Raw genomic sequence first — 26,282 nt, forward strand, 5'->3', positions numbered from 1 at the left:
ACCTACGGATTAACAGTCCGGCGCTCTACCAACTGAGCTATTGAGGAACAAGACCGCAATTATAGAACGAATTTCAGACTTCAAAAAGTGAAGCAGTCATTTTTTGGGATTTCGGGCCTGGGCTTCGTCGCTGGCCGGTTCCGGCCGGCACCACAGCCACGCAAGAACGCAGGCCATGCAGCCGATGGACAAGGCCTTGGCCCACACCGGTGCGGGCACCGCCAGCATGATGAGGGCGCAGACCGCCATGGTGGCCGTGGCGCTCCATTTGGCCCGGCGGCTCACAAAGCCGCCTGCAGCCCAGTTGCGCAGCATGCCGCCAAACAGTCTGTGCCGCCACAGCCAGCCATGCAGGCGTTCCGAGCTGCGCGCCGCGCAGGCCCCGGCAATCAGAATGAATACGGTCGTGGGCAGCCCGGGAACAAAGATGCCCACAATGCCCATGCACAGGCTGGCCACCGCGCCAAGCAGCAGCAGCCATCGCAGCAGCGGGCTGCGGATGGGGCAGTACGCAGGAGGCGTATTGCCATGCAGGGGCGGGACGGACGCACGGGGCTCGGGCATGGCGCCATTGTGCATCTGCCGGCAAGACAATGTACAGGTGCCGGGCAAGCGGGTTCGGGGGGTGAAGACGTAGCCATGGACTGGTGCGTACTGCGCTACCATGCCGGCATGGCAATTCATCCAATCTTGAAAATGGGCGACGCGCGGCTCCTGCGCACGGCGCAGCCCGTGACTGCATTCGACACCGACGCGCTGCACCAGCTGGTGCAGGACCTGCTCGATACCATGCGCGCCGCGCAGGGGGCGGGGTTGGCCGCGCCGCAGATTGGGGTGGACCAGCAGGTGGTGTTTTTTGGCTCCGGCGAGCGCAATCCGCGCTACCCGGATCGACCCCTGGTGCCGCCGACGGTCTTGATCAATCCGGTCATCACGCCCTTGTCGGATGAGGAGGCCAACGATTGGGAGGGCTGCCTGTCCGTGCCCGGCATGCGGGGGCTGGTGCCGCGCTGGCAGAAGATCCGCTATACCGGTTTCGACCAGTATGGCGACCCAATCGATCGCGTGGCCGAGGGCTTTCATGCCCGCGTGGTGCAGCATGAGTGCGATCACCTGTGGGGCAAGCTCTATCCCATGCGGATGCGTGACTTCACGCAGTTCGGTTTTACCGAGGTGCTGTTTCCCGATATCAGCGCGGCCGAAGACGATTGATCAAAAATAATAGCGTTCGGCGCTTGATGGGAAAGCGCAGGAGCTGGTTTTTTGTAGCCAATAACTGCTTCTGCTGCTTATGCCGGAGCCGCCAGCGCCCACAGCAGTTCGGTTTCGATGGCAATCTGGCTCACATTGTTCTGCAACTCCGGGCCTTGCAGCAGAAAGCTGTCTTCCACACGTTCCCCCAGGGTGCTGATCTTGGCCAGCTCCACGCTCAGCTGGTGGCGTGCCAGGACGCGTGCCACGGTGTACAAAAGGCCTGCACGGTCGGCGGCGGAAATGGACAGCAGCCAGCGCTGGCCCTTGTCGTCGGGCCGCAGCAGCACGCGCGGCGCGACCGGAAAGCTCTTGACGCGGCGTGAAACGCGGCGCTGCACCGGCTCGGGCAGCGGCTTGGCTTCCGCCAGCGTGCGGCTCAGTTCGCTCTCCACCAGATTGATCAGCTCGCGGTAGCTTTGCGGTGCATTGGTGGCGATCACCTGAAAGGTGTCGAGCGCATAGCGGTTGAGCGCCGTGTGCACCCGGGCATCCAGGATCGAGAAGCCGGCGCGGTCGAAGTAGCCGCAGATGCGGGCAAACAGGTCGGGCTGGTCGGGCGCATACACCATGACCTGCAGGCCTTCGCCTGCGAGCGATTGGCGGGCGCGCACGATGGGCGTGCTGCTTCCCACATGGCGCGAGAGGTGGCGGGTGTGCCAGGCAATGTCGGCTGCTTCCTGCCGCATGAAGTAATCCACCCCCAGGGTGTCCCACAGGGCCTTGTGCGACTCGTGCGGCTGGGCCGAGAGCGCGAGCATCACCAGGGCTTCGCGCTTGCGGATTTCGGCTTGCGCTGCCAGGTCGGGCGCTCGCCCGCCCAGCATGCGCAGGGTGGCGCGGTACAAGTCTTCCAGCAGCTTGCCCTTCCAGCCGTTCCACACCTTGGGGCTGGTGCCGCGGATGTCGGCCACGGTCAGCAGGTAGAGGGCCGTGAGGTAGCGTTCGTTGTGCACGCGCCTGGCAAAGGCTGCAATCACCTCGGGATCGGACGTATCCTGCTTTTGCGCCACCTGGCTCATGGTGAGGTGCTCGCGCACCAGAAATTCCACCAGCAGGGCGTCTTCCCTGGCAACCCGGTGGTCGCGGCAGAAGCGCTTGACTTCGGCGGCGCCAATTTCCGAATGGTCGCCGCCGCGCCCTTTGCCGATGTCGTGAAAGAGTGCTGCCAGGTACAGAATCCATGGCTTGTCCCAGCCCGCAGCCAGTTGTGAGCAATAAGGGTACTCATGGGCATGCTCGGCCATGAAGAAGCGCCGTACATTGCGCAGCACCATCAGAATGTGCTGGTCGACCGTGTAGACATGGAACAGGTCGTGCTGCATTTGCCCCACGATGCGGCGGAAGGGCCACAGGTAGCGGCCGAGCACCGAGGTCTGGTTCATCAGACGCATGGCATGGGTGATGCCCTGCGGCTGCTGCAGGATCTGCATGAAGGTGGCGCGGTTGACGGGGTCCTGGCGGAAACCGGCTGTCATCACCCGGCGTGCATGGTAGAGCGCGCGGAAGGTGCGAGCCGACAGATCGGTGAGGCCCGGCTCTGTTTCATACAGCAGGAAAGTGCGCAGGATGGCGTGCGGGTTGCGCAGATACACCTCGTCGTCGGCGACTTCAATGAGGCCGGCCTTCTCGTAAAACTCGTCATCGATACGGCGCAGCGTGTGGCTGCCCGGGTGCAGGCGCTCGTCGATGTTGAGCAGCAGAATCTGCGTGAGTTGTGCCACTGCCTTGGCGGCCCAGTAGTAGCGCTTCATCAGCTCTTCGCTGGCGCGCTTGGGAAAGCGATGTCCGGCCGGTGTTTCCGTCTTGAAGCCGAAGGATTCGGCCACCGGAGTCTGCAGGTCGAACACCAGTCGGTCTTCGCGTCGCCGGGCCACGATGTGCAACCGCGCGCGGATGAGGCAGATCAGGTCTTCATTGCGCTGCAGGTTGCGCACTTCGTAGATGGTGGCCAGGCCCTTGTCAGCGAGCGCCTTCCAGCTGTCGCCCAGGTTCGTGGCGCGGCCCAGCCAGATGATGGTCTGCAGATCGCGCAGGCCGCCGGGTGATTCCTTGCAGTTGGGCTCCAGGGAATAGGCGGTGTTCTCGTACTTGTTGTGGCGCTGCTGCATCTCCAGCACCTTGGCCACCACAAAGGCATCCGGGCTGATGGCCTGGTCCAGCGCGCTCTGGAACTGTCTGTACAGCGGCGCAGAGCCGGTGATGCGGCGCGACTCCAGCATCGCCGTCTGCACGGTGACGTCGGCCCTGGCTTCCGTGATGCACTGCACCACGGTGCGTACGCTGGAGCCGATTTCCAGTCCCGCGTCCCAGCATGACCCGATGAAATGCTCGATTCTGGTGCGCAAGAGGGCCTCATGCTCCAGATCGGTGCCATCGGGCAGCAGCACCAGCACATCGATATCGGAATGCGGAAACAGCTTGCCCCGGCCAAAGCCGCCTACGGCGACGAGACTGAGGTGGTCAGGCAGGCCAGCCAGATGCCACAGGTCGCGCAGCAGGTCATCGGCCAGGTTCGACAGCTTGCGCAGTTGCGTCTGGATGCCGCGCGTGCTGCTGCCTCCGGCCATGATGGCCTCGAACAGGGTGGCGCGCCGGGCCTGGTACTGCTCACGCAGCTGCGGAATGCGGGGATCGTTCATGGGTGCAAGTCAAAGCGGTCCATGGCAGTGTGCCATAGCGTAAAACCAGTGATTCCCATAAGCATGTGCTGTGCCAGCCTTCATCTGCTGCCGCCAGAGCCCGATGGCAAAGAAAAAGGCGGCATGCTGTGCGCAGTGCCGCCTGGGTGAGAGCGCAGGGTTAACCGCTCAGCACTTGGTCGTCTTGACGAAGTCGGGCAGGGCGGGGGAGCCATCGGACAGGGTCAGCACCTCGTAGCCGGTGTCGGTCACCAGCACTTCCACTTCCCACTGGGCAGAGAGGCTGTGGTCCTTGGTGATCACGGTCCAGCCGTCGTTGCCCAGGTCCTTGATGTCCTTCTTGCCGAGGTTGAGCATGGGCTCGATCGTGAAGATCATGCCGGTCTTCAGCTCCACGCCCGTACCTGGGCGGCCATAGTGCAGCACCTGGGGCTCGTCGTGGAAGACCTTGCCGATGCCGTGGCCGCAGTATTCGCGCACCACCGACAGGCCGTGGCCTTCGGCAAACTTCTGGATCGCGTGGCCGACATCGCCCAGATGCGCGCCATTCCTGACCTGCACGATACCGTGCCACATGGCTTCGAAGGTGAGCTGGCACAGGCGTTTGCCGGCGATGGTGCCCTCGCCGATGATGAACATGCGGCTGTTGTCGCCAAAGTAGCCCTCTGGGGTGATGATGGTCACGTCCACATTGACGATATCGCCCTTCTTGAGGGGCTTGTCATTGGGAATGCCGTGGCATACCACATGGTTGACCGAGGTGCAGACGTAGGCGGGGTAGGGCGTCATGCCGGGGGGCTGGTAGCCCAGGCAGGCAGATTTGGTGCCCTGCTTTTCCATGGCTTCGGCGCACAGCAGGTCGATCTGCTTGGTGGTGATGCCTGGCTGGATGTGGGGGGTGATGTAGTCCAAAACCTCCGAGGCCAGGCGGCCTGCGATGCGCATCTGCGCAATGTCTTCTTCGGTATTGATTTTGATGGTCATAGCCCATGATTATCCCACTGCACCCATTGGCCTGTTGACCATGCGGCTACGTACCCTGTCAACGCACAGTAAAATCCCGGGTTAACCCCGCCCTTGCATCCGTTGCTGCAGCCAGCCTGCGGTGCGAGCAAGGCGCATGTGTGCTTTCCTCCATCCTCCTAGTCCCACATAGGCTGCCACGTGACACTGCACCTGACCCAGCTAGCCGGCGGTAACGCCCTGAGCTCCTTCCGCGCCCAACAACTGCTGACCGCATTGACGGCGATCCATCCAAAAATAACGGGCATTGCTGCCCGTTTTGTACATCTGGTGGCCACCAATCAGCCCTTGGCGGGTGCAGATGCACAGCGCGTGGCGGCCCTGCTGACCTATGGCGACCCCTATGCAGGCAATGACGAGGGCTTGGCCTTTGTCGTTACGCCGCGCCTGGGCACGATCTCGCCCTGGGCGTCGAAGGCGACCGATATCGCGCGCAACTGCGGTCTGGACGTGTTCCGCGTGGAGCGCATCACCGAATACCGGGTGAGCCTCAAATCCGGCCTGCTGGGTGGCACGCCTGAGCTGAGCGCAGAGCAATCCGCCCAGATCGCCGCGCTGCTGCATGACCGCATGACCGAATCGGTCTTTGCCACCCGCGCCGAGGCCGAGCAGCTGTTTTCTGAGCTGCAGGCGCAACCCATGGAGTTTGTGGATGTGCTGGCCGGCGGCGCTGCCGCGCTGGAGGCTGCCAACAAGCAATGGGGCCTGGCCTTGGCCGATGACGAGATCGAATATCTGGTCAATGCCTTCACCGGCCTCGGGCGCAACCCTACCGATGTGGAACTGATGATGTTCGCCCAGGCGAACTCCGAGCACTGCCGCCACAAGATCTTCAACGCCAGCTTCACCATCGATGGCGTGGCGCAGGAGAAATCGCTCTTTGGCATGATCCGCAACACCGAGCAGGTCTCGCCCCAGCACACCATCGTGGCCTATGCCGACAATGCCTCCATCATGGAAGGCCACGCTGTCGAGCGTTTTGTAGCGAAATTCGATGCAGGCGCTGGAGCAGAAAGCGCACCTAGCTATCAAAAAAATAGCGTCGTCAACCATGTGCTGATGAAGGTGGAAACACACAACCACCCGACGGCCATCTCTCCCTTCCCTGGTGCTTCGACCGGTGCAGGCGGCGAGATCCGCGACGAAGGCGCCACCGGCCGGGGCTCCAAGCCCAAGGCGGGCCTGACCGGTTTTACCGTCTCCAAGCTCTGGGGCAGCGAAGTGGGCAAGCCCGAGCACATTGCCAGCCCGCTGCAGATCATGATCGAAGGCCCGCTGGGTGGCGCCGCGTTCAACAACGAGTTCGGTCGCCCCAACCTGACGGGTTATTTCCGCGAGTACGAGCAGCAGGTGGGTGACATCACCCGTGGCTACCACAAGCCCATCATGATCGCGGGCGGACTGGGCATCATTGATTCCGAGCTGACCAAGAAGATCGAATTTCCTGCAGGCACGCTGCTGATCCAGCTGGGCGGCCCCGGCATGCGCATCGGCATGGGCGGCGGCGCAGCCAGCTCCATGGCCAGTGGCACGAATGCTGCCGAGCTGGATTTTGATTCGGTGCAGCGTGGCAACCCGGAGATCGAGCGCCGTGCGCAGGAGGTCATCAACCATTGCTGGCAGCAAGGCGCGGGCAACCCGATCCTGGCGATCCACGACGTGGGCGCTGGCGGCCTCTCCAATGCCTTCCCCGAGCTGACCAACGATGCTGGCCGTGGCGCGCGCTTTGACTTGCGTGCCGTCAAACTGGAGGAGTCTGGTCTCGCGCCCAAGGAAATCTGGTCCAACGAGAGCCAGGAGCGCTACGTGCTGGCCATCGCGCCCGAGTCGCTGGCGCAGTTCACAGCCTTCTGCGAGCGCGAGCGCTGCCCGTTTGCCGTGATCGGCACCGCCACCGGTGAGCGCCAACTGGTGCTGGAAGACACGGCTGTTGCATCGGGAGACCAGAAGTTCCCCGTGGACATGCCCATGGATGTGTTGCTGGGCAAGCCGCCCAAGATGCACAAGGATGTGACCACCGTCACGCGTGAGCTGCCTGCCATCGACCTGACCGGCGTGCCGCTGGAGAAGGCGGTAATCGATGTGCTGGCCCACCCCACCGTGGCTTCCAAGCGCTTCCTGATCACCATCGGTGATCGCACAGTGGGCGGCCTCACCCACCGCGACCAGATGGTCGGCCCCTGGCAGGTGCCCGTGGCCGATGTGGCCGTGACCCTGGCAGACTTCAAGGGCTTTGCCGGTGAGGCCATGGCCATGGGCGAGCGCACGCCGCTGGCGGCCATCAACGCCCCGGCCTCGGGCCGCATGGCTGTGGCAGAAGCCATCACCAACATGCTGGCAGCGCCCATTGCACTCTCCAAGGTCAAGATGTCGGCCAACTGGATGGCGGCCTGCGGCGAAGCAGGTGAGGACGCTGCGCTGTATGCAACGGTCAAGGCCGTGGGCATGGAGCTGTGCCCGCAGCTGAACATCTCCATTCCCGTGGGCAAGGATTCGCTGTCCATGCGCACCCAGTGGAGCGAGGGTGGCGCGGTGAAGAAAGTCACCTCGCCGGTGAGCCTGATCATCACCGGCTTTGCGTCGATCGACGATGTGCGCGGCACGCTCACGCCGCAGCTCGACGCCAAGGAGGACGACAGCACGCTGGTGCTGGTGGACCTGGGCCGGGGCAAGATGCGCATGGGTGGTTCCATCCTGGGCCAGGTGCTGGGGCAAAGCGGCAATGAGACCCCCGATCTCGACGATGCCAAGGACCTGATTGCGCTGGTGGACGCCGTGAATGCGCTGCGTGCCAAGGGCCAGATCCTGGCCTACCACGACAAGGGCGACGGTGGCCTGCTGGCGACCGTGGCCGAGATGGCCTTTGCCGGCCATGTGGGTGTGGCGCTGAACGTGGACATGCTGGTCACCGAAGGTGATGGCATCTCCGACAGCCGCATGGACAGCGGTGAAGGCAAGAACTGGGGCGCCCAGGTGTCGGGTCGCCGCGAAGACCTGACCTTGCGTGCGCTCTTCAACGAGGAGCTGGGCGCCGTGCTCCAGATTCGCACCGGTGACCGCAACGAGGTTCTGCAGATTCTGCGCGAACACGGCTTGGCTACCTGCAGCCACATCATCGGTAAGACCCGGCCCGAGTCGTCCACCATGGATATGGGCAAGGGCGAACTGCAGGTCTGGCGTGATGCCAAGAAGGTGTTTGGCGCAACGCTCTCCGATCTGCACCAGGTCTGGGATGCCGTGAGCTGGAAGATCGTCCAGCAGCGTGACAACCCCGCCAGCGCCGACAGCGAACACGCTGCAGCCGGTGAACCTGCCGACCCAGGCATGCATGTTCAGCTTTCGTTCGATCCGCAGGACAACGTGGCCGCACCTTTCCTCAGCGTGGCGGCCAAGCCGCGGGTGGCGGTGCTGCGCGAGCAGGGCGTGAACTCGCATGTGGAAATGGCCTATGCATTTGCCGAGGCAGGCTTTGATGCGGTGGATGTGCACATGACGGACCTGCAGACGGGCCGTGCCCAGCTCAAGGATTTTGCGGGCGTGGTGGCCTGCGGCGGCTTCAGCTACGGCGACACCCTGGGTGCCGGTATCGGCTGGGCGCGCTCCATCACCTTCAACGACCGCCTGTCCGAGCAATTCCAGCAGTTCTTTGGACGCACGGATACCTTCGGTCTGGGTGTCTGCAACGGCTGCCAGATGTTCGCCGAGTTGGCAGACATCATTCCCGGCGCGCAGGACTGGCCGCGCTTCACGCAGAACCAGAGCAACCGCTTTGAGGCACGCCTGTCCATGGTCGAGGTGCTGGAGTCGCCCTCCATCTTCCTGCAAGGCATGGCTGGCAGCCGTCTGCCGATTGCCGTGGCGCACGGCGAGGGCTATGCCAACTTCAGGTTCCGCGGCAATGAAGCGCAGGTGGTCAAGGCCATGCGTTTCGTGGACAACCATGGACTGCCCACCGAGCAGTACCCGTTCAACCCGAATGGCTCGGCCGGCGGCCTGACTGCCGTTACCACGGCCGATGGACGCTTCACGGCGATGATGCCGCACCCCGAGCGCGTCTTCCGCAATGTGCAGATGAGCTGGGTGGACTACGAGAAGGTGGGCGGCAAGTCCGATTTCAGCCCCTGGATGCGCGTCTGGCGCAATGCGCGCAAGTGGCTGGGTTGATGGCCCTAGGCTGGTTCAGCAATCGGTACCGCAGTGCCTATGCAGCGGCCCGATTGCTGTCAATTTTCCGGCCAGAGGCCCGCTCTGGCCACCAGTTTTTGTACGCACCGGTGATTCCACGACACTTCAAGTGCGGTGGATGAAGCGAAAGCCCGGGTCGGTGCGCGCCCGGCACACTTCCTCACATCCAACCACTGTTAGTCGCCGTTGTTCCCCGGGGAATCGCCTCCCTCATGGGCAGGCGGGCAATTGCTGCATCCGCCTTGAAGCAATGTGCGAGCCTGAGGTGTCGCTCCCCCAGGCCTGTTCTTTCCTGAGGGAAAATCAGCCCTTCGCTTCTGTTTCCGTCCCTGTCCCCGTTTTCCCGTGTGTTCTTGAGCTGATATCAGCCGTGCCGAATACCACTTCACGTGCTTTTGAGCATTGGACGAAGGTGCTCCGGGTATCTCGCAGGCCGACACCGTTTCCGCTCTGTTTAAACGAGGCGGCAATGCGCTGCGATGCCGCGCTGATGAAGGCGTAGAGGGGAAATTTAGGTATCCACATCACCTGCAACGCGGTGTCACCGCCGTCATTGCCAGCGCCTCAAAAGGCTTGAATGTGGTATCGATACCAAAAATTACCTTTTTTAAAATTCTTCATAAATTGCATGCCCGATAGTGTATATATATGTATCAAATCGCGCTATAAATTCACATATTCGGTGAAGAGATGCATGAAGGCGGTGATGCGCTGCTGTAGTCGGCTCGCGGCTTTTTCACTGTTTTCCAGGAGTTGATGCATGCACGAAGATTTTCCGGAAATCCCTTCAGGCCTGCTGGATCGATGGCATGGGCTGTTGCGGAACTATGCCGATCTGCTGCACCTGTCCGTAGCACGGGTACTGCGCCTGCAGCATGGGGTCTGGCATCTGATGTCGGCTGCGGGCCCGGCAGCCGATCGCCTCGAGAACGGTCCGGTGGTCACGCAGGCGCCGCCGTTCGCGGGCGAGTTGGTGGTCGCCCAGAGGCTGGTATGTCGGGAATCATTGAGCGATGTTACTTTCATCTTGAAACATCAAGATCGGGAGCGCATAGCGCAGAGCTATGTTGGCATACCGATCTACTGGCCTAGCGGCAGTCTGTTCGGTGTTCTGGATGCGCTCAACGATGCTCCCAGGGTGTTCACCGATGCCGAACGCCGGCTGTTGGTGCAGATCCGCGATGACATCGAGGATCACCTCGTGCTGCTGCATGGCAACCGCGCAGATCTGGTGACCAACCACGTGACGCGCGAGCGCCTGCAGGCCAGTGAGGAGCGTTTTCGCCTGTTGGTGGAAAACGCAGGCGACGATTATTTTCTGCATGATGACCAGGGCCGTTTCATCGACGTGAATGAGCGCGCCTGCCGCAGCCTGGGCTATTCACAGGCTGAACTGCTCACCATGGAGGTGGGTGATGTGGCCTTCGGCGTGACGGCGGATCAGCGGCACCAGCTGTTCCGGGACGCCTCGCCGGGCAGCTCCCGGGTGGTCAAAAGCCACCATCGCCGCAAGGACGGCAGCATGTTTCCCGTTGAAGTGGTGATCACTTGCGTGGAAATCGATGGGCGCAAGCTGTTCATGGGGCTGGCGCGCGATATCACTGAGCGCGAGCGGGCAGAGCAGATGGTGCGCGAGGTCAACGCCGATCTGGAGCGGCGCGTTGCCTTGCGCACCGCCGAGCTGCAGGATCTCTCGGGCAAGCTGCAAGGGGTGTTGAACAGCGCAGCGGACATCATCTTTGTGAAGGACCCGGGCGGGCGTTACCTGCTGTTCAACCCAGCGGGCGAGCGCTTCCTGGGGCGCAGTGCAGACGAAGTGATTGGCCGGACCGATTCGGATTTGTTTCCACCAGAAATGGCGGCGGTCTTCATGCGTGCAACCCAGCAGGTGCTGCAGGCGCAGGACAGTCTGACTTTGGAAGAAAAGGTGCTTTCGGCGCAGGGCGTGCGCACCATGCTGACAACCCGCAGCCCATTGCGCGACGAGCATGGCCGTATCCACGCGGTGATGGGAGTGGCCCATGACATTACCGAGCGAAAGCAGGTGGAGCTGGAGCTGCAGTTGCAGCGCCAGCGCATGGCCCTGGCGATCGACGTGGGGGCTCTGGGGGTACTGGACGTCAACCTGGATACCGATGCGGTGCACTGCAATGCGCAGGGATTGGAGATTCTTGGCCTGCAGGGGGGCGATGGGTTGGCGCTGGGGCTTGTGAACCGGCTCATTCACTTGCAGGACCGGGCTGCATGGGACAACCACCTGAATGAGGTTCGCTCGGGTGCGGGGCCGCAGCGGGTGCAACTGCGTATCATCCAACCGGATGGCGCCAGGCGCTGGGTGTCCGCTGCCGCGCGCTTTGTGGCTGGCCAGGGGCAGGTTCCTGATCGATTGGTGTGCGTCATGGTGGATGTGACGGAAAGCCACCAGGCCGAACGCAAACTCAAGAACAGCTTCGAGAGCCTGCAGCAGGCCGAGCGTCTGTCGCGCATGGGCTCGTGGACCCTGGACATTCAACGGCAGGTTTTTGCGGTCTCCGACATGCTGCGGGAGATCGTGGGATTTTCCTGCAATGAAGAGGTAACGCTCAGCCGCCTCACATCGGTGATGTCGGAGGAGAACTACCAGAAAGTCAAGGCCGGGCTGGAAGATTGTGTTGCCCACGGCAGTGCGTTCACCATGGCCTTCGAGCACTACCGTACCGACGGCAGCACCTTTGCCGCAGAAGTGCGGGCCCAGGGCATCCGGGACGACAGCGGCCAGGTGGTCAGTGTGACGGGCACCGTGCAGGATGTGAGCGAGCGCGAAGAGGCGCGTGCACAACTGGCTTCGCTGGCGGACCGCCTGCCCAGTGGTGCGCTCTACCAGTTGAGCTATGTCAACCCCGAGGTGGGTCTGGATGGCCCGGTGGACGGTGGAGATCTGCATCTCAATTACATCAGCGGTGGCATCGAAGCACTGATTGGCGTCTCGGCGCAACAGCTTCAGGAGAACCCGGGCCTGCTGTTCAATGCAGTGCATGAGGAGGATCAGGCGCCTTTTTTGAGAGCCTCACGCGACGCCAGTGCGGCGCATAGCCTGTTCGAGTGCGACTTTCGCCTGCGCCGGCCTGATGGCTCGCTGATCTGGCTGCGTATCCGCTCGGCGCCGCGCAAGGTCAAGGGTGGCTGGATCTGGGACGGCATCATCCTCGATATCACGCGCCAGCATGAAGTGGAGTCGGCGTTGCGCCAGGCCAAGGAGGCGGCCGAGCGCGCCGAGCGGGCCAAGGCAGACTTTCTGGCCAACATGAGCCATGAAATCCGCACGCCGATGAATTCGGTGCTGGGCATGACGCGGCTGGCGCTGCAGACCGACCTGTCACCGCGCCAGAAGAACTATCTCGAGAAGATCGACATTTCCACCCGCGCGCTGTTGGCCATCATCAACGACATCCTGGATTTTTCGAAGATCGAAGCTGGCGGATTCGAGCTTGATGACACGGACTTTGCGCTGGAGCAGGTGCTCGAGGCGGTCTCGAACGCCACCTCGCTGCGTGCTGACGAGAAGGGGTTGGAGGTTGTCTATGCAATAGCGCCGGACGTACCACGCGCCTTCCGTGGCGATCCGCTGCGCCTGTCGCAGGTGCTGATCAACCTGGTGGGAAATGCCGTCAAGTTCACCGATACCGGGGAGGTGGTGGTGTCCGCCAATGTGCTGGAGTCGCGCGAAGACGGCAGCGATCTGGTGCAGTTCAGTGTGCGCGATACCGGTATTGGCTTGAGCCAGGAGCAACTGGGTCGCCTCTTCGTGCCTTTTCACCAGGCAGATGGAGGAATCTCGCGCCGCTATGGCGGAACGGGCCTGGGCCTGACCATCTGCAAGCAGCTGGTGGAGAAGATGAACGGAGGCATCCGCGCGGAAAGCGAGCCAGGGCGAGGCAGCCTGTTCTCGTTCACGGTGATCCTGGGGCCGCCGTCGAGTGACATGGCGCTGCGTGCCAAGTCGCTGCATGGCTATCGTGTGCTGGTGGTGGATGACAACGCCACATCGCGCGAAAGCCTGGGAGGCATGATCAGCAGTTTCGGCATGCAGGCCGACTGTGTCGATTCCGGGCTGCATGCGCTGGCGCGCATTGAAGCGGTGGCGCATGAAGGCAAATCCTATGACCTCGTGCTGATGGACTGGCAGATGCCCGAGATGGACGGCATTGAAGCCACGCGCCGCATACGGCAGGAAAGCGGGCAGGAGCACGTGCCTGCGGTGCTGATGGTCACGGCGTATGGACGCGACGAAATACTGAGCCGGGTCACATCGGCTGATTTGCAAGGAATTCTGGTCAAGCCGGTGACTGAATCTGTCATGTTCGATACCGTGCAGGATGTGTTGGCGGGCCCGCGCATGCATGCCCAGCATTTCAGTGCTTCAAGGCAGGTGCGCAGCGTGCTCACGCCATCGATGCGCCGCATGCTCAATGGCAAACAGGTGCTGGTGGTGGACGACAATGCGCTCAATCTCGAAGTGGCGACCGATTTCCTCGTATTGGCCGGCGTTCAGGTGGACACGGCTGTCAATGGCCTGCAGGCCATCCGTCGGCTGGAGATGAAGGCCTATGACGCCGTGCTGATGGACATGCATATGCCGGAGATGGATGGCGTGACCGCCACGCGCGAAATCCGCCGCAATCCTGCGTGGCAGGCGTTGCCCATCATCGCGCTGACAGCGCAGGCACGCACCGAAGACCGTGAGGCGACGATTCGCGCGGGCATGACTTCGCACCTGTCCAAGCCGATCGAGGAGCATCTGCTCTACCAGACCTTGATCGATATTTTCTCGGGTGATCACTCCCCCATTGGCAAGCCAGCGCGCTCGCCAGGAACGGGCGGAGATGTTGCGTCTGTCCGCCATGCGCTGTCGCAGCAAGGGCCCGTGGATTTTGACGCAGCACTGCACCGGATGGGTGACAACCCCGAACGCATGCAGCGCCTGTTGCATGGCTTTGTGCGTGACTTTGCAGAGGTGCCGCAGCGGCTCGATGCTGCGGTGGCTGCGCAGGACCACAAAAACCTGGAGGCGCTGGCCCATTTGGTCAAGGGCGCTGCAGGCTATGTGCAGGCCAAGGCGCTGACCCATTCAGCAGACGCGTTGGAGCGGCAGGCCGGCCGTGGAGATGCCGCTGCCATGGAGCGCCTGGCTTTTACCTTCCGCGCCGACCTGACTGCAGTGCTCGAAGCCATCAGTGATCGCCTCAGGCGGCTGGCCAATGCGGCTGCCAAGCAGTTCCAGCCAGTAGAGGGCACCGATGCTCGGAAGGCACTGGTCCTGATCGACAAGGCCGAGCCTTTGATGCGCAGAGGCGACTACGCCGCCACAGCGCTGTTGACCGATCTGGCCCATGAACTGCAAGGCCACCCCGCATCCGCCAAGCTCGAAGAGGCGCGGGTGCTGTACGAGGATATTGAATTGATCGATGCATTGACGGCCATGGGACAGTTGCGCCAGTTATTGGGCGTCGCGAAAGATGCTGCGGTGGAGGATCAGGGATGAGTCCGGCCAACCTTCCCACGGTGTTGATCGTGGATGACGAGCGCATCAATCGCACGGCGCTCGCCGAGCTGCTCAAGGACGAATGCCGGGTGGTATTGGCCAAGGACGGCGTATCCGCGCTGCAGCGCGTGGCTGAGGAGCAGGTCAGCCTGATCCTGCTCGATGCCTCGATGCCTGATATGGACGGATACGAGGTATTGCGACGTCTCAAGTCGAATGAAAAGACCGCCAACATCGGTGTGATCTTCGTGACCGGCCAGATCGAGGAGGCGCACGAGGAGCGCGGCCTGCTGCTGGGGGCCGTGGATTACATCGCAAAGCCTGTGCGGCCGCTCCTGGTCAAGGCGCGTGTGCGCAACCATCTGGAGCTGGCCCGCCAACGCGAAGAGCTGGAGCGCCTGTCCTTGCAGGACGCGCTGACGGGCATCAGCAACCGCCGTGCATTCAACCAGGCTTTCATGCGGGCCTGCGGCAATACGGTGCGCAATGGCACGCCGCTGGGTCTGGCGATGATCGACGTGGACTATTTCAAGCGTTTCAACGACCTCTATGGCCATGGGGCCGGTGACGACGTGCTGCGCCGTGTGGCGCAGACCCTGGGCAAGGCGGCGCAGCGACCCTACGACATGATTGCGCGCTACGGCGGGGAGGAGTTCGTGCTGATGCTGCCTTCCAGCATTGCGCTGCAGTTGGTGCTGAACCGGCTGTGTGAGGCCGTGCAGGCGCTGGCCATTCCCCATGAACAGTCGGAGGTCAGCTCCATGCTCACCATCAGTTGCGGCGGGGTGGTGGCCGGGCATGACAGCGCCAGGCGGCCCGAGCAACTGCTTGAACGCTGCGATGAAATCCTCTATCAGGCCAAGAATGCGGGCCGCAACCGAGCCATTGTCCACGATCTCCATTGATCGATGCTTGGCAATCTGCTCTGTTGCAAGGCTTGAAAACCAGTAAGTAGTTTCACGTTATTGGTGTTTCACCTAGCCTGTGGGCCTTGTCGGTTGGAGGCACTGTCGTTAGTGTTGCGGGGCTGGTGTGCATCGCCACATACGCGGTACATCGGCGGCCTACAACAAACAAGAGGAGACGACATGAACCGAACAAGGTGCGCGGGCGCATTGCGCCGCAGCATGCGCTGGACAATGACTGCATTGGCGGGCGCGGCGCTGGCAGCCTGTGGTGGAGGCGGTGGTTCATCGGCCAGAAATGAATTGCCGCAGGGCATTACGGAAATCAGCCAGACAAGCTATCCGGCCACCACGGCAGGGGCCGGCAGCACCGCAGCGACACAGGACCTGCTGACGGGTGGCATCGGCAAGACCGGCCTGGGGGCGGCTGCTGCGCCCGCATATGCCGACCCGGCCAACCCGTCGGTGGCGGAGCTGCGGCGCAATGCGCTGTTCTCCAACTACCGGGGAATTCTGGACTACACCGCAGGCGGTGGCTATGGCACCTTGTATGGCCCCAACATTACCGCAGACGGTGCGGTGACGACCGGTGAAGGTCTGATCCCCGGCAGTGAATACCTGGCGGTGCTGGACAACGGAACGGGCCGCAAGCAGACCGTGATTGCGGTGATGGTGCCTGACAGTTTCAGTGCAGCCCGGCCCTGCCTGGTGTTGGGCCCTTCGTCTGGTTCGCGCGGCGTCTATGGCGCCATTGGCACGGCCGGTGAATGGGGTTTGAAGAAGGGCTGCGCCGTAGCGCTGACCGATGCAGGCAAGGGCGTGGGACTGCACAATCTGGCTGACGACACGGTGAACAAGGTCGATGGCTCGCGCGCTGCGCGCAAGGATGCCGGTGCCTTGTCCTTTTTTGCGGCCAACCTGACCGATGCCGCGCGTGCCGCATACAACGCGGCCTTTCCCAACCGCATTGCCATCAAGCATGCGCATTCGCAGCAGAACCCCGAGAAGGACTGGGGAGGCGATACGCTGGTGGCTGGCCATTACGCGATGTATGTGCTCAATGCCAAGTACGGCACCAAGGATGATCCTGTGCCTTTCGACAGGAACAACACGGTGGTGATTGCAGGCTCCGCATCCAATGGTGGCGCAGCAGTGCTGAGGGCGGCCGAGCTGGATGGCGACGGTTTTGTGGACGGAGTCGTTGCAAGCGAGCCGGTGACCCAGATCCCGGCAGGAAAGCCCATCTCTGTGAGGCAAGGCACGGAGAGCGACAACGTCACGTCATACAACATGGGCGGAACCGCGCTGGCCGAGTACACCACCTGGGGCAATATCTATCAGCCTTGCGCCGCTCTGGCCGACGCCGCAGCACTCACGGAGACATCGATCTTCAACTACATCGGCCTTGCGGCAATGAAGACGCGGGCGCAAGCGCGCTGTGAAGGCCTGGCTGCCAAAGGCCTGGTGACAGGCACAACCACGGCAGAACGCGCGGCAGACGCCTTGAGCAAACTGCACGCCAAGGGCTGGACCAAAGAGCATGACCAGATGCACAACGCCCACTATGGCCTGGGCAATGGTCCGATTCTTTCTGCCATGTACACCATGGCGTATGGGCGCTTTGGTGCAGATGCCAACCTGTGCAACACCAGCTTTGCAGCTGCGAGCGCAACTGGCGAGGTGATGGCTGCCACGCCTACGGCCCTGGCGCAGAGCGCGGCGGTGGCCAATGGCACTGCCAATGGCTCGCCTGCGACCGTGGTGTACAACGACTCGGTCGGGGGGGCTCGTTCATGGCTGATGGCGGTGTCGCCGTCGACCGGCAAGGCGGACCTGGGGCTGGACAATGCGCTGTGTCAATATGCCTTGGCATCGGGGCAGGATCCGGTGACAGGCAAGTCCCTGTCTGCCGCGAGTGTGCCCACTCAAGCCCAAAGCGATGCGGTGCGTGCAGGCATGCAGGAAGTGAAAGTAACCGGCAATTTGCACGGCAAGCCTACCATCATCGTGGCAGGGCGCAGCGATGCGTTGATTCCGGTGAATGTGAATGCGCGCGCCTACACGGCATTGAACGGTGGCGCTGAAGGGGCACAGAGCAAGTTGCGCTACATCGAAGTGACGAATGCCCAGCACTTTGATGCCTTCCTGCCGTTTGCGGGGTTTGATACGCGGTTTGTGCCACTGCATACCTACTTCAACCAGGCCATGGATGCCGTGTGGGCCAACGTGACCAAGGGTACCGCTTTGCCAGCCAGCCAGGTGGTGCGTACCACGCCGCGGGGTGGTACACCTGGTGCAGCCAATCCGATTGCAGCAAGCAATGTGCCGCCGCTCAAGGCCACGCCGGGGGCGGGGGACGCGATCACGGTCACGGGATCGATCCCCATGGTGACCTTGCCGAATTGAACTGGCGTCTCGACTGGACAGTGGTGAAGCACAAAGGGTTCTGAACCGCCAGTCCGTAGTCATCTGCACACGGACTGAACGCCAAAAACAAAGTCCCGCCAGCTTGAGCTGCGGGACTTGTTTTTGATAAGAGCCGCTAACACAACCCTTGATACGTCGTTGCTTCGCCTTGACGTACGTCTGTACTGCCTGCGGCTTCGCGCCTCGTCTCAATCGCAAATCTGCGATTTGCTGGGTTGTGTTAGCGGCTCTAAGTGTGATGGCTTTGCGGTGGATCGGAGCTAAATGGCTCTAAGACGAATTCTCACCTGCCAGCCACACACATGGAAAAATCAGAAACGGGCAGGGGCACGCTTGCGGTCACGTTCATCTTCAGGCCATACAGCAAACACGGTATTCATTTCACTTCCTTTCACCTGATTGGTGGAGATGAGTGTTCAACGGGTGGGCAGGCATGTTGGTTGACGGGGCTTGTATAAAGTTTTGTGAATAGTGTTCAACAAAACGTACAGAGCTGCGGGATTTGTGAATGCAGCGATGGCCGAAATGGCTATGATTTGCCACCTTTTCATACAGGGAGTCCCGAATGGCTGGTGCTGGACTATTGATGCTGCTGGACGATATCGCCACTCTGCTGGACGACGTCGCCTTGATGACGAAAACGGCAGCGGGCAAGAGCACGGCCATCCTCGATGACGTGGCCACGCAGACCAAGGTAGCCGTGCAGAAAACGGCGGGTGTGTTGGGGGACGATCTGGCGCTCAATGCCGAGCAGGTGACCGGCGTCAAGGCAAACCGCGAACTGCCCGTGGTGTGGGCCGTAGCCAAGGGTTCCCTGTGGAACAAGGCCATTCTGGTGCCGGCAGCCTTGCTGATCAGCGCCTTTGCGCCATGGCTGATCACGCCGCTCTTGATGGTCGGCGGGGCTTTTCTGTGCTTTGAAGGTGTCGAGAAGATTCTGGACATCTTCCACAAGCAGAAGAAACACGATGTGAAGACGGTGCTGGCCGATTCTGCCGAGGCGCAGAAGACCGGTGTTGCACCTTCGTCCGTGCGCGCTGCGCACGAAAAGCAGATGGACCCGCTGGAGTATGAGAAGCAGAAGGTCAAGGGCGCGGTCCGCACTGACTTCATTCTGTCTGCAGAGATCATGGCCATCGCATTGGGCACGGTTTCGACCAAACCCATCTGGGAGCAGGCTGCCGTATTGGTCACCGTGGCGATTGCCATCACCGTGTTTGTCTATGGCCTGGTGGCCGGCATCGTGCGGATGGACGATGTGGGCAGCTGGCTGATGGCCAAGAAGAGCGCTGCAGCGCAGGCCTTTGGCCGCAGCATGATCGCGTTCACGCCGTGGCTGATGCGCGGGCTGTCCATTGTCGGCACGGCTGCCATGTTCATGGTGGGGGGCAGCCTGCTGGTGCACGGTATCGGCCCGATCGAGCATTGGATCAAGGACAGCATCGAACCATTGGGCGGGGTCGCCGCAATTGTCGGCCCTACCTTGGTGCATGTGGTGGTGGGCGCCATCATTGGCGGCATGGTGGTGCTGTGCCTGGAAGGGTGGCACAAGCTGCGCGGTCACTGACGCGAGCGCGAACCCAAGTTTCACGATGACGGCCGGGATTTCCCGGCCGTTTTTGATGGTGCCGGGCATGAGGCCTGATCTGTGTCAAAACAGACAATGCCAGAACCGGTGATCATCTATTGCCATGGAAACGCCCCATTTCGGCAGCGGACTTTTACTCCGGGGTGCTGCCTGTGCATGGGGCTTCCAGTCAATTCTCAATCCATGCGGCAGAAGTCGCAGCGAAGGCAATGATGATGAAGAAAGCAATGATGGCAGCGGTGGCTGTTTGTGCGCTGACAGCCGGCACGGCCATGGCACAGCAGGCTGAAGGGCCCTGGATGGTGCGCGTGCGCGCCGTCAATCTGGACAGCGCCAACAAGGACTCCACCGGGCTTGGCCTGTCGATCAATGACAAGACCATTCCCGAGTTGGATGTGTCCTACTTCTTCACTCCCAATATCGCAGCAGAGCTGGTGCTGACGTACCCACAGAAGCATGATCTGCGCTCCAATGGCGCAAAGATCGGTTCGCTCAAGCATCTGCCTCCTACACTGCTGGCGCAGTACCACTTCACCGGCATGGGCGCATTCAAGCCCTATGTGGGCGCGGGTATCAACTACACGCGCTTTTCGAATGTGCGCTTTGACCCCGCCGTACAGGCGGCACTTGATCCGTCGATCAAGAAGAACAGCTTTGGCCCGGCCATGCAGGTGGGCTTTGACTACATGCTCGACAAGAACTGGTCGATCAACTTTGATGTGAAAAAGGTCTACATCAAGACCGATGTCAGCTCGGCTGGCAAAAAAGTCGGCTCGTTCAAGGTGGATCCCTGGCTCGTGGGTGTGGGCGTAGGCTATCGCTTCTGACCACAATTTTCGTTTCCACGCAAAAAGGCATGCCAACATTGGCATGCCTTTTTACTATGGAAAATATAGCTGGATGCGCCCTGCAGTTAAGCGCTACAAGTTTCCTTGAGTCTTAGACTTGGGTGAGCGCCTGCTGCAGATCAGCCAGCAGGTCGTCGATATGTTCGATGCCGACCGACAGGCGCACCATGCCTTCGGTCACACCAGCCTTTGCCAGCTCAGCGGCGTCAAGCTGTCGGTGGGTCGTGGATGCCGGGTGCGTGGCCAGCGATTTGGCATCGCCAATGTTCACGAGGCGGGTGAACAGTTGCAGCGCATCGAGAAAGCGCGCACCGGCGGCTCGTCCCTCGTCGCCCTTGAGGCTGAATGACAGAATGCCCGAGGCGCGACCACCCGATTGCTTCTGCACAATGGCGTGGTCTGGATGGTCTTTCAGGCCCGCGTAGCGTACCCATTCCACCTTGGGATGGTTTTGCAGGGTCTCGGCAATTTTCTGGGTGTTCTCGCAGATGCGGTCCATGCGCAGGGCCAGGGTTTCGATGCCCTGCAGGATCTGAAAGGCATTCTGCGGCGAGATGGCTGCCCCCATGTTGCGCAGCGGCACCACGCGGGCGCGGCCGATGAAGGCAGCAGGGCCCAAAGCCTCGGTATAGACCACGCCGTGGTAGCTCACGTCTGGCTCGTTCAAGCGCTTGAAGCGGGCCTTGTGCTCTGCCCAGGGGAACTTGCCACTGTCCACGATGGCGCCGCCCACGCTGGTGCCATGGCCGCCGAGGTACTTGGTGAGCGAGTGCACGACGATGTCCGCGCCAAACTCAAACGGGCGCAGCAGATAGGGGGAGGGTACGGTGTTGTCCACGATCAGCGGTACGCCGTGCTTGTGGGCCACATCGGCCAGAGCGCGAATGTCGGTCACATTGCCCAGCGGGTTGCCGATGGATTCGATGAAGACGGCCTTGGTCTTGTCGTCGATCAATTTGTCAAAGCTGGCGGGATCGCGCGGATCGGCAAAGCGCACTTCAATGCCCTGTTGTGGGAACGTGTGGGCGAACAGGTTGTAGGTGCCGCCATAGAGTGTGCTGGCGCTGATGATGTTGTCGCCCGCCTCGGCCAGGGTCTGTATGGCGGCGGTGATGGCCGCCATGCCCGATGCCACGGCCAGTGCGGCAATGCCGCCTTCCAGGGCCGCCACGCGCTTTTCCAGCACGTCGGTGGTCGGGTTCATGATGCGGGTGTAGATATTGCCTGGAACCTTCAGGTCGAACAGGTCGGCACCATGCTGCGCACTGTCGAACGCGTAGGCCACCGTCTGGTAGATGGGCACGGCCACAGCCTTGGTCGTGGGATCGGGCGAATAACCGGCGTGGACGGCAAGGGTTTCAATGCGCATGGCAGGTGGCTCCAGAATCGTTTTGGCAAAAACAATGGTTGTAGCAGCTTTGCCCAGGCGGGCAAATACATTGTTCGCATTTGCTTATGAAGCCATTGGTTCCATCATTGGTTCCATGGATGCATGGAGCGACGCCGCGGCTGCATGAAGCATGGGTGCTACAGCCAACTGTTGAGTGCCAGACCCGCGCCCACCAGCCAGGCAAACAGGATGAGGGCCAGCAGCAATGGCTTGACTCCCGCCGCCTTGACGGAGCGCACATGCGTGGTGAGTCCCAGAGCCGCCATGGCCATCGTGAGCAGAATGTTGTCCAGCTGAACACCTGCGGTGAGAGCAGCCTGCGGGATGATGCCCAGCGAATGGATTCCTGCAACCGCTATGAATCCCAGAGCAAACCAGGGAATGGTGATGCGCGCCAGCAATGGTTTTTTCTCGGTATCTGCAGTGCGGTCGATGTTTGGCTTGCTTGGTGCTGCTGGCGCTACCGACCCCTGCCGGGCCAGCCAGGCAGACAGGATGATGAGAAACGGTGCCAGCATCATCACCCGTACCATCTTGGCCACCACGGCCATGTCGGCAGCGCTGCTGCTGATGGCTTCGCCCGCAGCCACCACCTGCGCAACCTCGTGTACCGTGGAGCCTACCCACAGGCCATAGGTGGATTCGGGCAATGGCAGCCATTGCGCCGCCAGGTTCCACTGGTAAAAGGCAGGGTAGAGAAAGGTGCCGATGGTGCCGAACACCACCACGGTGGCAACGGCAACCGCCACATCGTCGGCACGCGCCTTGGCCACGGGGGCCGTGGCCAGAACGGCAGCAGCGCCACAGATTGAGCTGCCTGCGCCCACGAGTATGGCAGTGCGTGAATCCAATCCCAGCCAGCGCTTGCCCAGCCATTGGGCCAGAACAAAGGTGCTGGTCAGCACGATGGCGTCGATGAACACGCCATGGATGCCCAGCGCGCCAATGTCCTGAAATGTCAGCCGCAGCCCATAGAGGATGATGCCCAGGCGCAGCAGCTTCTGTTTGGAAAGACCAACGCCAGCATCGGCGGGCGCCTGCACCCAGCCATAGATGGTGTTGCCGATCAGCATGCCGATCACGATGGCGATCGTGAGTGCGGACAGGCCTTTGCTGCTGAACCAGGGCAGGGCTGCGAGGTCGCTGGCAACCCAGGTGATGGCTCCACATAGCAGCAGGCCAGGAACCAGTTGTTTGCCAGCCGCCAACCACGAATGGCTGCTGGATGGGGTGAGGGAGGAGGTGGCTTGTGACATGAAATGGGGGAGGCCGGTGCTGTCTCATCCGGATGACCCGAGCAGGCACCGCCAGAGCTGGAATGTCGCCACTATAGAAATTTTTCTTATATTCGTATAACTAATTGTTTATGTATCATTTACCTATAAAATAGGTTGGTTTCATAAAAATCAGTAGTTGCTTCGGTTCATTGTGGTGCTGCGCAACGGTGTCTGATCCCTGTTCACCTGCGAGGAATCCATGCTCCACCTCAGCCTGCGCCAATGGGAAGTGTTTTGCGCCATTGCCCAAAGCGGCAGCACAGTGGCCGCGGCGAATGCCGTGGGGCTCTCGCAATCGGCAGTCAGTGCGGCCTTGCAGCAGCTCGAAGCCGGCATGGGCACCCAGCTGTTTGCGCGTACGGGCAAGCGCCTCGTCCTGAACGATCTGGGCCGCAGTCTGTGGCCTGAGGCACAGGCGCTGCTGGAGCAGGCCCAGTTGCTGGAACAGGCGACGCGGGCCACGGCCCCAGCCGCCCCTGTGCAGTTACGGCTGGCGGCCAGCACCACCATTGCCAACCATGTGCTGCCGCCCATCCTGGCAGGCTTCATGCAGCGCTATGAGCAGGTGCGGTTTGATGTGGTGATCGGCAATACGCGCGAGGTGGCGCAGTCGGTGACGGATGCGCGGGTGGACCTGGGCTTCATCGAGGGGGCCAGTCACTGGACCGAGCTGGAAGTGCAGCCCTGGCGCGACGACGAGCTGGTACTGATTGCCGCTGCGGGCGATGCCCTGGTGCAACATGCCCGGCAGGCGCCCCTGACAGTGCAAGAGCTGCGCGCATGCCGCTGGCTGCTGCGCGAGGAGGGCTCTGGCACGCGCGAGGCGGTGGAATTTGCCGTGCTGTCGCACCTGCATGAATGGCCGGTGGTGGCAGTGCTGGGCAGCTCAGAGGCGATTTGCACGGCCGTGGCGCGCGGTGCAGGCATCAGCTGCCTATCGCGGGTGATTGCGCAACCCTGGGTGGACCGGGGAGAGTTGGCGATACTGGCTACCGAGCTGCCTGCCATGCAGCGGCCGTTTTCCCTGCTGCAGCGCCGTGGCAAGAAGCGCTCGCCCATGCTGCAGGCTCTGGTGCAAGCCTGCATGGATGCCGCGTGATGCGATGAATAGCCGAGCGGCTGGCACTTTTCATTGCTTGGTTTTATGAGGTTTTGTATCTAAAGCCCAATAGCAGAAAGCGCAATCTGCTATGGTATTTGATATAAACCTACAGCACTGTGACGCTACCGCACATGCTGCTTTTCCAGCTTGCGTGCCAGCGTGCGCCGGTGCATGCCCAGGCGCCGTGCGGTTTCCGAGATGTTGAAGCCGGTCTCGGCGAGGGTTTCATGGATTTTTTCCCACTCCAGCGTCTTGATCGACGTAGTTGCCTGGGGCAGATCGACCTCGGTCGTACCCTCAATGCGGCCAAATGCGGCTTCGATATCGTCGGTGTTCGACGGCTTGGCCAGGTAGTGACAGGCGCCCAGCTTGATGGCTTCCACCGCCGTGGCAATACTGGCATAGCCGGTCAGCACCACGATCAATGCATCGGGATTTTGCGCATGCAGCAATTGCACGCACGACAGGCCCGACGAATTGCCGGCCAGCTTCAGATCCATCACCGCATACTGGGGCTGCTCGGTCTGCAGCAGGGCCTGCACCTCATCGGCGCTGCTGGCGTGCAGCACGCGGTAGCCGCGGCGCTCAAACGAGCGGCGCAGGGTGCGGGCAAAAGCTGCATCGTCTTCAACCAGCAGTAACAGGCGTTCTTGCGTTTGCGTCATGGTGTTGTTCGTCATGCAGGGCAATGGCGGCCAGCGGCAGGCGGATGCGTACCAGGGCGCCGCCGCCCAGATGCTGCTCCCGGTTGCGGGCTTCGATATGGCCGCCCAGCGAGCGGGCAACATTCATCACCAGGAACAGGCCCAGTCCGCTGCCGGGCCGCCCCTTGGTGGATTGGTATGGCTTGCCCAACTGGGCAAGGATGTCGCTGCGAAAACCCGGGCCACTGTCGGTCACCACCAGCTCCAGCAGGGCGTGGCCGTCCTCGTCGTCCGATCCATCTGCCGGGCAGGTGGCCCACAGTTGCACAAAGCCGGGTGATGCCTCCAGCGCATTGTCCAGCACATTGAAAATCATCTGTTGCAGCGCGGTATCCGAGATGATGGGCACATCGCGCGCCAGCTGCTTGCGGAACTCGAAATTGGCGGGCTGGCGGTGGCTGCGCCACTGTTCCACCACCCGGTCCAGAAAGCGCACGAGGCTGGTTGTCTGTGGCGCATCGCCCCGCGTCTCGCCGGCAGACATCAACACCCCGGTGACGATGGATTTGCAGCGCTGCACCTGGTGCTCCATCTCGTGCAGGTCGTCCATCAACTCGCCATCCTGGGAAATGGCCGGCATGCGCTGCCAGTCGCCCAGAATGACGGCCAGCGTGGACAGCGGCGTGCCCAGCTCATGCGCGGCGCCGCTCGCCAGCAGGCCCATGCGCACGATGTGTTCCTCTTCGGCGGCGCGCTGGCGCAGGTCGGCCAGGCGCGCATCGCGCAATTGCAGATTGGTCATGATGCGGTTGATGAACGCCACCAGCAAAGTGGCATTGAGCCCGAAGCTGATCAGCAGGCCAATCAGGTACAGCGTGTGCATGGAGCCGCCCCGGTTCGACATGATCTGCAACGGCAGGGAGAAGAACGCCAGCGCCACTGCACAGCAGGCCGTGACCCCGACAATCGCCCAGGCATAGAAGGGCTTGAGCAGCACGGCCCCCAAGGTGACCTGCAGCAGGAACAGCGTAATGAAGGGATTGTTGGCGCCGCCACTCAGGTACAGCTGCATGCTGAGCGCGGATACATCGGCCAGCAGCGCCACAAACAGGTCTGTCGAAGATATATCATGCTGGCGCCAGCGCAGCCACCAGATGCAGGCGAGGTTGATGATGACCAGCCCCGCCAGAACGGAGAGCATCTCGGTGAGCGGCAAATGGATATCCAGGCCCCAGTGCACCAGCGATATGGTGACCACCTGGCCCACCACGGCCAGCCAGCGCAGCTGTATGAGCAACTGCATGTTCTGGCGGTCGGTGGTATGGGTGACGCGGAAAAGGGAGTCTGCGGGAAATGACACCCGTCAATTGTGCCTGAGCCCCGGTGTCACAGCTGCCGCCCAGGTGGCCACACCATGAAACGCCGCTGCATTGCGCCCCGGTGAAATAAAAAAGAGAGCGGCTGGCGCTCTCTTTGGTG

Annotated in this window: 15 protein-coding genes; 8 read left to right on the top strand and 7 right to left on the bottom strand. The window is 61.8% G+C overall.

From position 1 onward, the window contains the following. Positions 1-96 precede the first annotated feature (96 nt). The gene (locus ACH2DG_RS18470; RefSeq protein WP_395027913.1) at positions 97-564 is read right to left on the bottom strand and encodes a YbaN family protein; all 468 of its coding nucleotides are present in this window, start codon (positions 562-564) and stop codon (positions 97-99) included. A 108-nt stretch (positions 565-672) separates the two neighbouring features. Here ACH2DG_RS18470 and def point away from each other — a divergent pair, with 108 nt between their 5' ends. Continuing rightward, positions 673-1,212, top strand: a complete 540-nt coding sequence (gene def / locus ACH2DG_RS18475) for a peptide deformylase (RefSeq protein WP_395027915.1) — start codon at positions 673-675, stop codon at positions 1,210-1,212. 77 nt (positions 1,213-1,289) lie between these two features. Here def and ACH2DG_RS18480 read toward each other — a convergent pair whose 3' ends face one another. Together ACH2DG_RS18480 and map are read right to left on the bottom strand one after the other, a co-directional pair. Beyond that, positions 1,290-3,893 carry a [protein-PII] uridylyltransferase gene (locus tag ACH2DG_RS18480; RefSeq protein WP_395027917.1) on the bottom strand — a complete coding sequence of 868 codons (2,604 nt, stop codon included), beginning with the start codon at positions 3,891-3,893 and terminating at the stop codon, positions 1,290-1,292. A 168-nt stretch (positions 3,894-4,061) separates the two neighbouring features. Next, positions 4,062-4,877 (bottom strand): type I methionyl aminopeptidase, encoded by an 816-nt coding sequence (gene map, locus ACH2DG_RS18485; RefSeq protein WP_224149511.1) that lies wholly within the window; start codon positions 4,875-4,877, stop codon positions 4,062-4,064. 180 nt (positions 4,878-5,057) lie between these two features. On the opposite strand from map, the gene purL reads away from it, so the two are divergent. The 6 genes from purL (at position 5,058) to ACH2DG_RS18515 (ending at position 20,369) form a co-directional block, all read left to right on the top strand. Beyond that, the gene (gene purL / locus ACH2DG_RS18490) at positions 5,058-9,080 is read left to right on the top strand and encodes a phosphoribosylformylglycinamidine synthase (RefSeq protein WP_395027919.1); all 4,023 of its coding nucleotides are present in this window, start codon (positions 5,058-5,060) and stop codon (positions 9,078-9,080) included. Positions 9,081-9,861: 781 nt separating this feature from the next. Beyond that, positions 9,862-14,622, top strand: a complete 4,761-nt coding sequence (locus tag ACH2DG_RS18495) for a PAS domain S-box protein (protein WP_395027920.1) — start codon at positions 9,862-9,864, stop codon at positions 14,620-14,622. Further along, positions 14,619-15,527, top strand: coding sequence for a diguanylate cyclase domain-containing protein (locus ACH2DG_RS18500; RefSeq protein ID WP_395027921.1), 909 nt, complete (start codon positions 14,619-14,621; stop codon positions 15,525-15,527). The genes ACH2DG_RS18495 and ACH2DG_RS18500 overlap by 4 nt, the downstream gene beginning before the upstream one ends. A gap of 183 nt (positions 15,528-15,710) precedes the next feature. Then, on the top strand, positions 15,711-17,933 hold the full coding sequence (locus ACH2DG_RS18505; RefSeq protein ID WP_395027922.1) for a 3-hydroxybutyrate oligomer hydrolase family protein: 2,223 nt from the start codon (positions 15,711-15,713) through the stop codon (positions 17,931-17,933). A gap of 586 nt (positions 17,934-18,519) precedes the next feature. Next, positions 18,520-19,521, top strand: coding sequence for a DUF808 domain-containing protein (locus tag ACH2DG_RS18510; RefSeq protein WP_395027923.1), 1,002 nt, complete (start codon positions 18,520-18,522; stop codon positions 19,519-19,521). Between the two features lie 236 nt (positions 19,522-19,757). Continuing rightward, positions 19,758-20,369 (top strand): OmpW family protein, encoded by a 612-nt coding sequence (locus ACH2DG_RS18515; RefSeq protein WP_395027925.1) that lies wholly within the window; start codon positions 19,758-19,760, stop codon positions 20,367-20,369. A gap of 112 nt (positions 20,370-20,481) precedes the next feature. On the opposite strand, the gene ACH2DG_RS18520 is transcribed toward ACH2DG_RS18515, so the two are convergent. Further along, entirely contained in the window at positions 20,482-21,759 is a 1,278-nt protein-coding gene (locus ACH2DG_RS18520) for an O-acetylhomoserine aminocarboxypropyltransferase/cysteine synthase family protein (protein ID WP_395027926.1), read from the bottom strand. 158 nt (positions 21,760-21,917) lie between these two features. Next, the gene (locus ACH2DG_RS18525; protein ID WP_395027927.1) at positions 21,918-23,036 is read right to left on the bottom strand and encodes a YeiH family protein; all 1,119 of its coding nucleotides are present in this window, start codon (positions 23,034-23,036) and stop codon (positions 21,918-21,920) included. A 220-nt stretch (positions 23,037-23,256) separates the two neighbouring features. On the opposite strand from ACH2DG_RS18525, the gene ACH2DG_RS18530 reads away from it, so the two are divergent. After that, the gene (locus ACH2DG_RS18530) at positions 23,257-24,156 is read left to right on the top strand and encodes a LysR family transcriptional regulator (RefSeq protein WP_395027928.1); all 900 of its coding nucleotides are present in this window, start codon (positions 23,257-23,259) and stop codon (positions 24,154-24,156) included. A 125-nt stretch (positions 24,157-24,281) separates the two neighbouring features. Here the strand turns inward: ACH2DG_RS18530 and ACH2DG_RS18535 are convergent, their stop codons facing one another. Next, positions 24,282-24,824, bottom strand: coding sequence for a response regulator transcription factor (locus ACH2DG_RS18535; RefSeq protein WP_224149502.1), 543 nt, complete (start codon positions 24,822-24,824; stop codon positions 24,282-24,284). Further along, positions 24,787-26,163 carry an ATP-binding protein gene (locus ACH2DG_RS18540; protein ID WP_395027929.1) on the bottom strand — a complete coding sequence of 459 codons (1,377 nt, stop codon included), beginning with the start codon at positions 26,161-26,163 and terminating at the stop codon, positions 24,787-24,789. Before ACH2DG_RS18540 ends, ACH2DG_RS18535 begins: the two co-directional genes overlap by 38 nt. Positions 26,164-26,282 lie beyond the last annotated feature (119 nt).

The organism is Comamonas odontotermitis, assembly GCF_040396735.1.
GTDB lineage: Bacteria > Pseudomonadota > Gammaproteobacteria > Burkholderiales > Burkholderiaceae_C > Comamonas > Comamonas odontotermitis_C.